The organism is Pseudonocardia sp. ICBG1293 (assembly GCF_020131355.1).
In the GTDB taxonomy this organism is placed as follows: Bacteria; Actinomycetota; Actinomycetes; order Mycobacteriales; family Pseudonocardiaceae; genus Pseudonocardia.
Window position 1 is genome coordinate 104,908 of the sequence record NZ_JAHLEL010000085.1, and the last position, 12,131, is coordinate 117,038.

Genomic DNA, 12,131 nt, shown 5'->3' on the forward strand with positions numbered 1-12,131 from the left:
GGTCGTGCGACCGGTGTGCAAGGGGAGATCGAGTGGCCCCCGGGCCACCGGACATGAGGCAGTAAGGAGCCGTGCCGATACCTGACATCTTCTGGGCTGCCCTCGGTCGGACCTTTCGAAGGATCCGAGGCGGACCGGGGTTAAGGCCTCGAGGGTGGGCTCGCCTTGCGGGTGGTCAGGCCTTTGCGGCGTCGCGGGTCTGGATCGTCCTCCAGGAGGATGCTGACGCCTGTCGAATCCTCGGAGTGTTTCGCGATAGCGCGACTGCTGATGAATTTATGATGCGAAAAGGCCGAGACTTTCCTGAATCAACATTCTCCTGCGGTGAATATGAAATTGGGTGGACCGAAGATCAGGGGTCGTGGCGGTATCGCGGCGCCGATTGAGGAGTTCTCGGTGGTGTGATGCATGCGTGCTCGGCGGGGGAAGTCCCCTGTTGGACTCCCTGACGGCTCAGTTGTCGTCGGTTGCTTCGGTGTCCTGGTCGGCTCGGGGGTGGCGTTCGCGGTCGACCAGTGCGGCGATCTGGGTGGCGATGCGGCGGTCGCGTTCGGTGGTGGCGTGTTGGTAGATCAGTGCGGCGCGCATGGTGCCGTGGCCCATGCGGTGCATGAGTTCGCGGGTGCTGGCGCCGGCGGTGGCGGCGAGATGGTTACCGGTATGGCGTAGGTCATGGAAGTGGAAGCCGGTGGGGAGCCCGGCCTTGGCCACGGTGGTGGGCCAGCCGGTCGCGCGGCCGAAGTTCCCGCGCCGCAGCATGCCGCCGCGCTGCCCGCAGAAGATCAGTCCGTCCGGCGAGGGGCTGGAGTAGGTGGCGGTGTGGGTGGCGAGGGTCTCGACGAGGAACGGTGGGAGTGCGATGGTGCGGATTCCGGCGGCGGATTTGGGTGGGCCGGGGCGGAGGCCGCCTCGGCTGAGTTGGGCCAGGCGGCGTCGGACGTGGAGGGTGGCGGTGTCCAGGTCGAGGTCGCAGCGGCGTAGCCCGGCGAGTTCTCCCCAGCGCAGTCCGGTGAACGCTGCGGACAGGACCAGGGCGTGGAAGCGGGGTGGCATCGCGGCGGCGAGGTCGAAGACCTGGGTGATGGTGGCGGTGGGGCGTTCGGGGGTGCGGTGTTCCCCGGCGCCTTTGATGCGGCAGGGGTTACGTGTGATCCGGCCGTCGTCGACGGCGGTGGTGCAGATGGCGCGGACCAGGCGGTAGGCCTTCGCGGTGCGGTCTTCGGAACGGCCGGCGGCGAGCAGGGTGGTGCGCCAGGTGCGGATGACTGCGGTGGTCAGCTCGGCGAGGTCGACCGGGCCGAGGAACGGGTCGATGTGGTGGCGCCAGATGCTGCGGTACTCCTCGCGGGTGCGGGCGCTGAGGCGGTGTTCGGTGATCCACTGCTCCCCGAAGTCGTGGAAGGGCAGCTGGCCCAGGGCGGGGTCGAACCAGTCGCCGCGCAGGATGTCGCTTTCGACGAGGGTGAGCCATTGGGCGGCGTCGCCTTTGCGGTCGAAGGTTCCCGGGGCGGTGCGGCGTTGCCCGCTGTTGGTGGGGTAGCTGGCCTGGTAGCGCCCGGAGGGCAGGCGGCGGATGGAGCCGAACCGGCGGCGCCTTGTCTTCTTCGTCATCACCGCGCTCCTGGTCGGCGGGGGTGTACGCGGTGGGGGAACGGTTCGACCCGGTTTTGGGCGAGCCAGGCGTCGAGGTCGGTCACGGCGAAGCGCACATGCCGTCCGATGCGGTAGAACGCGATCCGTCGGGCTGCGACCAGGCGCCGTACGAAGCGTGGGGAGGTGTTCAGGTACTGGGCGGTCTCGGTCACGGTCAGGTACTGCGTCATCGTTGGCGGGCCTTGCTAGGCGGCCTGATCGACAGTTGCCGAACGATCACCAGGTGGTGTGTTGCTGACGGCGCGGAGGGCGGCATCGTAGTCGGCGCGCCATCGTTGGCGTTGGTGGATCGCGTGCAGGAGCAGGACGGTGCGGGACGGGACGTCGCTGTCGCCGGGTTGCGCGGGTTCCCAGTCGAAGGGGCCGTCATCGACCGGATAGGCGGGGGTGATCCCGGCCTGGTCGAGGAGTTGCCGAACAAAAGCTGTCCGGTCCGCACGGTGATCACCGAGGGACTTGTTGGACCATTTGCGGGAGACCAGGACGCGGCGTCCGGCGATGCCGAGGTGTTCGGGCTTGTGTGCTTTGCCGGTGCAGTGCCCGGGGGTCATCTCCGGGCGGGCGCCCTTCGGTTGGATGCCGTAGAGCAGCCAGATCGGGCAGCGCGGCGAACACGGGGTCTGTGCCAACTCGGCGGCGAGGCGGCGGGCGTGCTCCCGCTGACGAGACGTCGCGGACTCGTCGAGTCCGGCGGCCTGACCGACACTTTTGGTCAAATATTTGGTGAGGTAGCCGATGTGGCGTCCGGCTTCTTCGGTGCCGCCGAGGATGCCCTTCACATGCACCTGCGGGCCGAAGACCACGGTGTGGGCGGGCGTGGTGAGCGTGTCGGGGTCGGTGGCCTCGTCCCAGGTGGGCAGGGGCTCGCGGGTGTCGGGGTCGACGAAGGCTTTCTGTCGGTGGTCCCAGCGGGGGAGCTTCTCCCCGGTGTAGACGATCTCGTTGTGGGTGGGCCACCAGACCTGGTGGTAGGTGGCGGCGGTGATCGCGCGCAGTTCGGTGCGGGGGATGGTGCCCCGGATCGCGGCGTGGAAGTGCGGGGCGCCGCGTTTCTGGGGTTCCACGGTGCCGAAGTACTGCACGTCCCAGCCGACACACCGGCGGGTGTTCTGCCAGAACCGGTCCAGCAGCCTCGGGAAGTGGATCGCATCCCGGGCGGCGCGGCGGTAGTCGTAGGTATCGGGGTCCAGAGCGGCGCCGTGGCCGTCGACACGGCCGTAGGTGTCCAGGGTCAAGGTGAGGAAGGTCGAGGGCCGGTACTTGCCGCCGAACACCCGTCCGATCGTGCGGTCGGCCACCGGGCGCCGGGGAAGATTCGGGGCGTCCTGACGACGACGGGTAGTACGGCGGACAGTCTGGGGTCGCGGGTCGAGCGGTGCCAACCGTCCCCGGACACCGAGGGCTCGTAGCTCGGTGTCGATGTCCTCGACGATCTCGCGGATCTCGGCGCACTCAGCATCATCACCGGCGGCGAGGGAATCGGTGTAGGCGACGTGGAAGTCCGCGCGGGCGGCCATCAACTCCTTCTGCGCGGTAGTGGGATCAGCAGGGGTGACGGCGGGTTCGGTAGACAGGTGCCAGCCTTCGCGGCACTGGGTCATCCGCAGCCGTCGGGCCTTCTCCGCGCACGGGCGGCACTGGTCTTCCCGCGTTGACCCACACGGCACCGGCACCACATCGACCCGACCACTGGACTGGTCGATCCGGCGCATCGCCAGCGGACGCACACACACCCCGTGGTCCTCAGCCAGTTGGACCGCGACGTCGTCGGACAGGGCCAGCATCGCCTTCTGGACGCGGCTGAGCGTGTCCTGGTCGATCGGCTCCCGCCCCGTCGCGCTGTCGGTGTCGGCGTTGGTCATGCTGCATCCCCGATCTCGCGGTGGTTGACGGTCGGGTCGGGCAGGGCCAGCACCGGCGCCACCCCGGTCCCCGACACGGTGCGGGTGACGAAGACCTCCAGGTCTTTCACCGCGCCGTCAGACACCCACCCGGCCCGGACACGCAGGGGTTCACGGATGCCGTCGCCGAACAGATAGCCGACCCCGGCCTCGTCTTCACCGATCCGGTTGGCCCACGCACCCCGCTCATAAGAGGTCGTTTCAGAACGACTTGTCGAGTTTCCATTGACCCCTCGACGACAGATCAAACGGCAGGTCAGATAGCCGCTTGTCGTCTACAACAGACACGTCGACCTCGTTCTGAAATGACCTCTAAGAGGTCGCGCGGATTGGTTGGTGATCATGGACGTCGTGCAGGTCGGGCGTTCCAGCGGTGTGTGGTCCAGGCCTGCCGAATCAAGCTACGGAGTGTGACGATCGTGTCGGCGAGGTCGAAGAACGCGTCGACGACGATTTCTCGTCGTTCGTAGCAGCGCTGCAGCCGGTTGAAGCTGTTGTGCCAAGCGTTGGTCCGCTCGACGTGCCAGCGGCGGGTGGCCTGGATCGGCGCTTTCTCACCCTTGTGCGCGATCTCGCCGTGCAGGCCTCGTTCGGCCAGCGTGTCGCGGGTCTTGCCGGAGTCATAGCCGGCGTCGAGGTGCACGGTGATGTCGTCGGGCAGCGGGCCGAGAGCATCGAGGCGGTCGAGGGTGGGGCCCAGTAGCGGGGAGTCGTGCCGGTTGGCTCCGGCCAGGACTCGGCCCAGCGGGATGCCGTATCCCTCGACGAGCACCGAACGTTTCATACCCTGTTTGCGCCGGTCCACCGGCGACGGACCGGCGACCTCGCCGCCGCCGGGGGCCTTGGTGATGGCGCCATCGACGGCGATGTCGTGCAGCAGCAGACCGACGATGCGGTCGTAGGCGTCCAGGACGATCCGACGCAGCTGGGCGAAGACCCCGAGCCTGATCCACTCGTCACGACGATCGCGGATGGTGGTCGCCGAGCAGGTGCTGTCAGCGATGCCCTCATACGAGCAGCCGAACCGCAGTACCTGCAGGAGCTTGTCGAACACGATCCGATCCGCGATCCGGCGGCGATGGCAGCCCAGCGGATGGGTGGGATCGAACTCGTCTCGATGAGGCAGCAGCGCGGTGAACTGGTCCCACAACGGCTCGGTCAGCCATGATGGCAGGGTGGGCACGCGGCCTCCAGACGATCACGAAGCGTAGATAACTTCATGATCGGCAGGCCCGTACCCGCCCTCGCCCCCAGACACTCGACCGCGGCCAAGCTGTGACCAATCCGCGCGACCTCTAAGCCTGATCGCCGAGCACCATCGACACATGGCTCTTGGAGGCGACGCGCAGGCAGATCCGGCGGGGGAACAACTCCCGCACCGGGACGGTGTCCTTCGTCGGTTCCTGGACATAGCCGCGCACGGTGTAGCCCAGGGCGCGGCCCTGGGTGGTCAACAAGGCGACGCGGTCGGTGATCGCCTCGCGGGTCTTGCGGTCCCCGCCGTAACGCAGCAGGGCACCGATCTCGTCGAACTCCACAATCTCCAACGGCGTCTCCGTGGTGATCGGGACCAGTCGGGTCGCCCCGGCGTGCTCGCGCTTGCGGGCCTCCATGCTCTCGACAAGATCATCGAGGAGGGCGAGGGCGTCGCGGGAGGTGACGGCGTAGCGGTGGAACACCGCTCGCCCGTAGGCCAACTCCATGCCTTTCGGGTCGATCCCGTTGACCCGGACCAGGCCGTCACGGATCGCCGGGGCCACCGACACCAGCGGCGCCCACATCAGCGACCCCTTGCCCGCGCCGGTGGCCCCCGCGGCCAGGGTGTGCCCGCCGATCAGCGACTGGTGCCAGTCGGTGCCGTACTCGGTACGACCCGACCACACCCGCGACAAGTCCACCGCCAACCCGTCCAGATCAGATACAGCGCCGAGACTCGGGGCGCGGACGACCCCGGACAGCAGGTTGCGGCGCTGGAAATCGATCGACACCACATTCGGTGCGAGTTCGCGGACCTGACAACGCTGCACCCCCCGTGCCACGGCCAGGGCACGGGTGGCGGTGTCGAAGGACTCCGGGGTTTGCCCCGGCACCAGCCGGACCCGGACCTCGTCCCACGACGGCCCCGAGCGCACCCCGAGGATCCGGGGAAGCTGATCGGCCACCGGCCGCGACCGGGACAGGGCCGGGGTACGACGCAACAGATTCACCGCCGCGATCGGTGCCCCCACCCGGTCGGGGACCGTGAGGTTGCAGGAGCGCAGCCAGCGGGGCATCCGAGGCGCATAGACCGTCCAGCGCAGCCACCAGGCACGAAGGCGCTGCCCGGCATAGCGATCGAACGACACCACCGACAACCACCGCCACACCCCCAGCGCGACAGCGACCGCCGCGATGGTGATCACGAGTGAGGGCCACCCGAGCAGCGAGCACCACACCACAGCGGCCGCAGCGGTGATCGTGGTGCGCCAATGCCGAACCACCCACACGCTGACGATCACGGCGATCTTGCAGGTCAGCCACACCGTGACGAACACGACCGCGACCGTGGCCAGGGTCTCGGCGATCCGGCCGAGGAACTGCCCCAGCCAATGCAACGCGGCCAGCACCAGCACCGTCGCCAGACCGGCAACAACGAGAGAACCTGTCGTGCTCATCGACGGTCTCCGTCCTGTTCCGGGGAACGACGCGGAGCACACACGACCGGCACCGAGACCAACGCGAGCTGCCCACGATGATCACCACACCGCCGCACCCCCTCACCAGACGTCTCGTTCAGCGGGGTCAGGCACACCTCGCACCACACCGCGCCCGGTCCGTCGTCAACGTTCGTGGTCGTGTCGGTGCTCATGCCGCAGCGCTCCCCGGCGCGGAAGAAGCAGGGGGCGCGGTCCGGCGGGCTGCAACACGAGCGGTGCGGTGCAGCCGCCGTCGCTCCTGTGGGGTGGTGGCGCCGACGACGCCGTAGCGGCGGGCCGGGTCTTCGACCAGCAGCGCCTCGACCAGGCACATGCTGCGAACCCGGCAACCACGACACACCCCCAGCGCAGGCTCGGCCGCGGGCGGACCGGTGTCGGTGGGGAAGAACAACTCGGTGTCCATCCCCCGACACGCCGCCTCGGCCCGCCACCGATGGCGTTCAGCACCGTGAAGCGTCCGGGGCAGGGCAGGAGGGGGTGAAGAAAGTCCTGCGTTCATCTAGTGTCGCGTAAACGATGTTCTTTGACCGGGTCGGCAGTGGTTGAGTAGGTGGTCTGCGGGTTTGGTCCAGATGAACGGGTGGCAGCGTTCGTTCCAGCCGTCGATGAACCGGCCGATCGCGCCGATCAGTTCTCTGACGCTGCCGAAGCTGCCGTGGCGAATGGCCTGGCGGGTGATGACCCCGAAAAAGACCTCGACCATGTTCAGCCACGATCCCGAGGTCGGGGTGAAGTGCAGGGTGATCCGCGGGTTGCGGGCCAGCCAGGCCTTCACTGCGGGGTGCTTGTGGGTCGCGTAGTTGTCCACCACCAGGTGCAGCTTGCGCCGCGGGTAGGCCTTCGCGACCTGCTTGAGGAACCGCAGGAACTCCTGATGGCGATGCCGCGGCAGGCACGCCTGCTCGACCCGCCCGGTCGCGACCTCTAACGCCGCGAACAGCGTGGTGGTGCCGTGACGGACGTAGTCATGCGTCCGTTTCTCCGGGATACCGGGCATGATCGGCAGGATCGGCGCTGTCCGGTCCAGGGCCTGGACCTGGGATTTCTCGTCGACGCAGAGCACGACGGCCTTGTCCGGCGGGTTCAGATACAACCCGACGATGTCGCGGACCTTGGCTTCGAGCTCGGGATCGGTGGAGAACTTGAACGTCTCGGACTTCCACGGCTGCAGCCCCCACCGCCGCCAAATCTTGCCGATCCACACGTGGGAGATCCCGAGCTCGGCACCGAGTAGCCGTGACGACCAGTGCGTGACTCCGAGCCGCTCAGGCGGCGGTTCCAGCGTGGCGAGCACGACCGCGACCTCGTCGATCACCGGCGGCCGGCCCGCCTTGGGCCGGTCGGCCAGCCCGGCGATCCCCTCAGCGGCGTAACGCTTCTTCCACCCGATCACCGTCGCCTTCGACGCCCCGACCAGTGTGACGATGTCCTTGACCGCCACCCCGTCCGCGGCCAGCAACACGATCCTGCCCCGTCGGGCCAGTCCCGCCGAAACCGACGAGGAACGCAGCCAGGACTCCAGCACCTCGCGGTCGGCGGCCGGAACGTCCACGGTCACAGTCAACGGCACAGCTCATGATCCCGTAAACCAGCCCGTGAGTAAAGTAACCTAGTTACCGCAACACTAGGATCGGTGTCCTTCCACGCTGGTTCCGGGTTGATCAACTGCCTGCCAGGGCAGCAACACACGGCAAGGAAGACTCGGTAGGGGAGCCCGCCACTAACGGGCTCTCCCACACATATCGCCTGGTCAGACAGTGCCTGTCAGGCGGCGTCCTGGTTCTTGGTCGCGTGTCCACGCTGGGGGCCGGGGGCACGCATCCCCGCCGCGCGAAAGCTGTAGGCCACACGCGGACGGCCCCCCGTCTCCTGCACATACGGGGTCACCGTGAGCCCGTCGAACTCCACCGGACGAAACGGCAACCCCGCAGCGGCCTCCGGCGGCACCGGCTGATGCGCCGCAGCGATCTTCACCACCACCGTCTTCTCCGACCGCCGCGCCTCCGGGTCAGCGTCCAGCACCGACACCGACCACACCGGCAACCCCGACTCCTTATCCGTCTGCTGCACCGGCCGACCAGGCGCGGACTTGTCGAAATCCCGCACCGCCTCCACCTCCGACACCACAAACGCCCCATGCGGGAACACATCACCCATCGTCACCGCGAACTTGTTACTGCGTGCCATGTCAACTCCTCTGTCGTTCAGTCTCTGCGTCCAGCTGCAAGCTCTACGCGAGGCTAGCAGTTGATAGGTTAGCATGTCAACTGAATTGCTATGACTCCTTGAGGGGCCGCTGACCAGCGGCGACTCGCGGCACGTTGGTAGGATTTCTGTGCCCCGCGCGAGCTGGGGTGCAAGTGGAGGGCCGAGCGGCTAGCCAGGACGACCGAGTGAGATGACCAGGAAATCGAGATCATGGAGCCATTACGACGGGCACTGTCGCGGGGCGAGGCGCTGCATGCGCAGATTGCCCGCCACATCGCCAACGACATCTCAGCGGGACGCCTGGTCAACGGGGCGACTCTCCCCTCGACCAAGGCGCTCGCATCCGAATGGGGGGTTAGCCCCTTCACGATCTCTGAGGCGATGAAACTCCTTGCTGGGGAAGGTCTGGTTGTAAACGAGGCGAGGTCCAGGCGGACCGTTCGTGCCCCGAGGCAGGGGCGGCCTGATCTTCTGCGCGACCGCCGCCCGCAGGTGATCTTGATAGGCGGCTACCCGGGTAGTGGAAAATCTGAATTGGCGCGCACGCTTGCCCGCGAGGTCGGCTGGACTGTGATTGACAAAGACACCGTGACTCGCCCGCTGGTGGAGCAAGTGCTGGAGGTCCTTGGGCGGTCCCCCCATGACCGCGAATCTGAGCTTTACCTCAATCAGGTACGGCCTCGCGAATACGAGACGGTCGCCGCTGTCGTGACTGAGAATCTTCAGTGTGGTAACAGTGTCATCGCTGATGCCCCTTTCTTGAGGGAGTTCACCGACCGGGCATGGCTGTGTCGTACGATTGACGCCCATGCCGCATTCAATGCGGACACCACTGTCGTTTGGGTTGCTTGTGACGCGCAGACGATGCATAGCTATCTCCGTCGGCGCGGAGCGGCCCGAGACGCGACGAAGCTCGCAGATTGGAAGACTCATCTGGATGGCCTCGATCTTAATTTCCGACCTCCGATTGACCACGTTGTTGTGGAGAACTCCGCATCAAGCGAGTCGCTTCAGTCGCAGGCTCGTCGGATCATCGACAAGGTCGCGGTGTGACTCGCGGGGTTCTGCTCTATGGGCCGCCTGCAGCAGGTAAGGACACTGTCACGGCAGCACTGACTGGCTACGATACGCACTTCCACTTGTTTCGTCGCATAAAGTGTGGTCCCGGTAGAACTGATGGCTATCGGATGGTCGATCGGCTGACGCGTGACAGACTGACTCGCTCCGGCTGCGTCATCTGGCAGAATAGTCGGTACGGTGCCACGTATATTGTCGATAGAGTCGGGCTTAGGCAAAGTCTCGCTAGTGGTTGGCCAATTTTGCATCTAGGTCAGCCGGAATCCGTTGACGCCGTTGTTGCTGCGACTCCAGAGACTCATTGGTTCGTTTTTGCTCTCTGGTGTCCCCGTGATGTGGCAAGCACCAGATTGCGGCAGCGAGGAAGCGCCGACCTCCAGGCGCGGCTCGCTGCTTGGGACGCCACACCACTCTTGCCTCCACCGACTACGACGTTGGATACCTCGACGGTCACTCCCGTCGACGCTGCCCGCCACATCGCCGTTTCCTTCAGCCGACATGATGCGTCCGGTGGCTGACCTCGTTGCTGGCGTCGTTCCGTACGGGCTCGCGTGCGTCACGTCGTCTGCCCGGGTCGTGTGTGTTGCCGAATTGTGCTTTAGAGGTCATTTCAGAACGAGGTCGACGTGTCTGTTGTAGACGACAAGCGGCTATCTGACCTGCCGTTTGATCTGTCGTCGAGGGGTCAATGGAAACTCGACAAGTCGTTCTGAAACGACCTCTTAGGGGATCAAGGCGCCGCCTCCGGCGGCGCGGGGCCGGCTACGCCGCCCCCGCCGCTCGCTCACTACACCTTCGGCCCGTTCGCGGCGGCGGCGCCGGCTACCCGGCCCCAAGCCACGCAGGGTCGCCGACCCTCATAGGCACATCACGCCTCGCCCACGTGCAGGATGCAAGGAGGCGCTGCCCGGGTGTCGAAGCATCCAGATGGCGCCCATCGAGACGATCTCGGCGGCTGGTGTCAGTCAGCGAGCATCTGCCGCAAACTTTCCTCGATCTCGATCACCACCGGCGCATCCTTCAGCTCATCGATGGTCGCCTCGACGCCGTAGCGAGCGAGCTTCCTCTGGATCATGCCCCAATCCTGCAGCTCTCCGGTCTCCTCTGCGTCGTCCGGTAGAAGGAAGTTGAGAGCCAGCTCTTCTAGTTCGCTCCTGGAGATGGTGGCGAGAGCCACCTCGGCCGGCTGTAACCCGGTCGTCGACATCCATCCGTGGTCTCTCACCTGGATCTGACGGTGTGGCCCGACGCGGGCGAACTCCGTGACCTGGAAGTACATTGCACGGTTCGGCACGCCACCTGTCAACGCCACTCGAACGACTAGCGCTCGGAGATCAGCCGACATCGCGGTGGGTCACCTGTCCGTCGCGCAGGTCACTGTCCCGATCTTGGAGTACCCCGATGCTTTACCTCCGCTCGGGGTCTCGACGACAACCCACGACCTCCATGACACAAGCTTCGGGTTTAGGCAGATGACTCGCGCAACAGCGTGCTTACCGGCGCCGCCGCCAGGTCGGACCGTCTTTTTCCCGAGCCTGCCCTGGGAGCGGTAGATCCCGTCGCTGTAGAACGCCTGAAGCTGAATCGCGACCGTGCCACGCTCATCCGGACAGGTTCCACGCGTCCATGAACCGTGGCTGGACAACTCTCCGGACCCATCACTAGAGAAGTGGGGACGGTCGGCGATCGCGTACGGGGCACAGGTTCGTGCATAGGCCGCCGTGGCCGGGTCAGTTGTGTCCTCCAGCACGAACATCTCCGGAATTTCGCCCGCCGGAGATGGTGTCGCTCCCGGCTCGGTTGTCTGGACCGGCGGCGGCTCTGCGGCCGCTGCCACTGGCGATGCTGCGGTGAGGGCAAGTAGCACGCCCGCTGCTAGGAGCCCTAGCCGCCTGCTGAGTGTCATGGAGGTCAACGCCGGACGCCCTTTCGAGTTGGTCGTGGTCGGTCGTCGTCACCCTATGTCGATCACCCGTCCGGCTGGTGCCTGCGACCGGGCGACGTCGGTGGCGGTCCGGCCGAGACCCGGCGTGCCGCCGGGAATGCCTCCGGCGGCCGGGCTCCGCCCGGACCCGGCACCGCTCGGAGATCAGGGGGAGTGCGGCGGGGCTGGTGATCTCCTCACGGCGCGCCGAGACGGCAACCAGACCGAGGGGTGGGGTGCAAGGCTGAACCCCGTGCCTTGCACCCCACCCCTCGGTCCGGCAGGGGTGAACCCGCGCCGCGAGGAGATCACCAGCAGGCCGGGCACGTGGGAAGAAGACACCCCAAGGGGGCTCGGTCGTGCAATGAGCGTGCGAGTACTGGCGGGGAACCACGGTCACTCACGGTCACTCACGGTCAGTCGGCCGGCGCAGGTCGTGCAGGTGGGCAGGGCTTTGAACGCAGTCTTCCAAACTGGCTACGCGGGTTCGATTCCCGTCGCCCGCTCACACCGCACGACCGGCCGAAACACCACCCCTAGTCGATCTTGAACAGGGGGCCGGTCGGGTCGTGCGACCGGTGTGCAAGGGGAGATCGAGTGGCCCCCGGGCCACCGGACATGAGGCAGTAAGGAGCCGTGCCGATACCTGACATCTTCTGGGCTGCCCTCGGT

General features: G+C 66.6%; 10 protein-coding genes and 1 pseudogene. 1 reads left to right on the top strand and 10 read right to left on the bottom strand.

The genetic code is table 11. The features are described from left to right. Positions 1–453: 453 nt before the first annotated feature. From KPF47_RS37105 to KPF47_RS37145, 9 genes and pseudogenes are all read right to left on the bottom strand, one after another. Positions 454–1,611: a site-specific integrase gene (locus tag KPF47_RS37105; RefSeq protein WP_224393029.1), complete on the bottom strand. Its 1,158-nt coding sequence runs from the start codon at positions 1,609–1,611 to the stop codon at positions 454–456. Beyond that, a complete protein-coding gene (locus KPF47_RS37110) occupies positions 1,611–1,823 on the bottom strand; it encodes a helix-turn-helix domain-containing protein (RefSeq protein WP_224393030.1) in 213 nt (70 codons plus the stop codon). Before KPF47_RS37110 ends, KPF47_RS37105 begins: the two co-directional genes overlap by 1 nt. Positions 1,824–1,838: 15 nt before the next feature. Next, a complete protein-coding gene (locus KPF47_RS37115) occupies positions 1,839–3,515 on the bottom strand; it encodes a replication initiator (RefSeq protein ID WP_224393031.1) in 1,677 nt (558 codons plus the stop codon). Beyond that, a pseudogene (locus KPF47_RS37120) lies at positions 3,512–3,748 on the bottom strand (cell division protein FtsK); the annotation flags it as partial. The pseudogene KPF47_RS37120 and the gene KPF47_RS37115, both read right to left, overlap by 4 nt. Before the next feature lie 146 nt (positions 3,749–3,894). Continuing rightward, complete coding sequence (locus KPF47_RS37125; RefSeq protein WP_224386276.1) at positions 3,895–4,737, bottom strand: IS5 family transposase; 843 nt, start codon at positions 4,735–4,737, stop codon at positions 3,895–3,897. 112 nt (positions 4,738–4,849) lie between these two features. After that, positions 4,850–6,208 carry an FtsK/SpoIIIE domain-containing protein gene (locus KPF47_RS37130; RefSeq protein WP_224393032.1) on the bottom strand — a complete coding sequence of 453 codons (1,359 nt, stop codon included), beginning with the start codon at positions 6,206–6,208 and terminating at the stop codon, positions 4,850–4,852. A gap of 190 nt (positions 6,209–6,398) precedes the next feature. Beyond that, the gene (locus tag KPF47_RS37135; RefSeq protein WP_374108949.1) at positions 6,399–6,749 is read right to left on the bottom strand and encodes a WhiB family transcriptional regulator; all 351 of its coding nucleotides are present in this window, start codon (positions 6,747–6,749) and stop codon (positions 6,399–6,401) included. Next, complete coding sequence (locus KPF47_RS37140; protein WP_255659991.1) at positions 6,750–7,814, bottom strand: IS630 family transposase; 1,065 nt, start codon at positions 7,812–7,814, stop codon at positions 6,750–6,752. Between the two features lie 200 nt (positions 7,815–8,014). Further along, a complete protein-coding gene (locus KPF47_RS37145; protein ID WP_224393033.1) occupies positions 8,015–8,437 on the bottom strand; it encodes a plasmid replication, integration and excision activator in 423 nt (140 codons plus the stop codon). A 231-nt stretch (positions 8,438–8,668) separates the two neighbouring features. On the opposite strand from KPF47_RS37145, the gene KPF47_RS37150 reads away from it, so the two are divergent. Beyond that, positions 8,669–9,511, top strand: a complete 843-nt coding sequence (locus KPF47_RS37150; protein ID WP_224393034.1) for an AAA family ATPase — start codon at positions 8,669–8,671, stop codon at positions 9,509–9,511. 985 nt (positions 9,512–10,496) lie between these two features. Here KPF47_RS37150 and KPF47_RS37155 read toward each other — a convergent pair. After that, positions 10,497–10,814 (bottom strand): hypothetical protein, encoded by a 318-nt coding sequence (locus KPF47_RS37155; protein ID WP_224393035.1) that lies wholly within the window; start codon positions 10,812–10,814, stop codon positions 10,497–10,499. Positions 10,815–12,131 lie beyond the last annotated feature (1,317 nt).

Coding starts and splice junctions, on each gene's coding strand:
- KPF47_RS37150 (WP_224393034.1), top strand. CDS start 8,669: ATGGAGCCATTACGACGGGCACTGTCGCGGGGCGAGGCGCTGCATGCG.
- KPF47_RS37115 (WP_224393031.1), bottom strand. CDS start 3,515: ATGACCAACGCCGACACCGACAGCGCGACGGGGCGGGAGCCGATCGAC.
- KPF47_RS37145 (WP_224393033.1), bottom strand. CDS start 8,437: ATGGCACGCAGTAACAAGTTCGCGGTGACGATGGGTGATGTGTTCCCG.
- KPF47_RS37110 (WP_224393030.1), bottom strand. CDS start 1,823: ATGACGCAGTACCTGACCGTGACCGAGACCGCCCAGTACCTGAACACC.
- KPF47_RS37130 (WP_224393032.1), bottom strand. CDS start 6,208: ATGAGCACGACAGGTTCTCTCGTTGTTGCCGGTCTGGCGACGGTGCTG.
- KPF47_RS37135 (WP_374108949.1), bottom strand. CDS start 6,749: ATGAACGCAGGACTTTCTTCACCCCCTCCTGCCCTGCCCCGGACGCTT.
- KPF47_RS37155 (WP_224393035.1), bottom strand. CDS start 10,814: ATGTACTTCCAGGTCACGGAGTTCGCCCGCGTCGGGCCACACCGTCAG.
- KPF47_RS37105 (WP_224393029.1), bottom strand. CDS start 1,611: ATGACGAAGAAGACAAGGCGCCGCCGGTTCGGCTCCATCCGCCGCCTG.